Below are 456 nucleotides of genomic sequence, written 5' to 3' on the forward strand. Positions count from 1 at the left end.
GTCGTAGGCCGCTTCAACAGCTTCGTCGTCGAGAGCCTGGTCAGCGGCGCGGTCGATGCGCTGGTTCGCCACGGCGTCAGCGAGAACGACATCACCATCATCCGCGCACCGGGTGCCTTCGAGATTCCGCTGGTTGCGCAGAAGGTCGCCCAGCAGGGTGAATACGACGCCATCGTCGCCCTCGGCGCGGTCATTCGTGGCGGTACGCCGCATTTCGAATACGTTGCCGGTGAGTGCACCAAGGGCCTGGCCCAGGTCTCCATGGAGTTCGGCGTACCGGTCGCCTTTGGCGTGCTGACCGTCGATTCCATCGAACAGGCCATCGAGCGCTCCGGCACCAAGGCCGGTAACAAGGGCGCCGAAGCCGCACTCTCCGCATTGGAAATGGTGAGCCTGCTGTCGCAGCTGGAGGCGAAGTGAGCCTGAATCACGACGATAGCCAGGACGCACCGCAGC

General features: G+C 64.3%; 1 protein-coding gene. It reads left to right on the forward strand.

What is annotated here, in order from left to right:
- Positions 1–420: 6,7-dimethyl-8-ribityllumazine synthase (gene ribH / locus ACU8YC_RS27290; RefSeq protein WP_446896300.1), on the forward strand; the 420-nt coding region annotated here is incomplete at its 5' end.
- Between the last annotated feature and the right edge of the window lie 36 nt (positions 421–456).

This window comes from Citrobacter sp. VF227 (assembly GCF_052950715.1).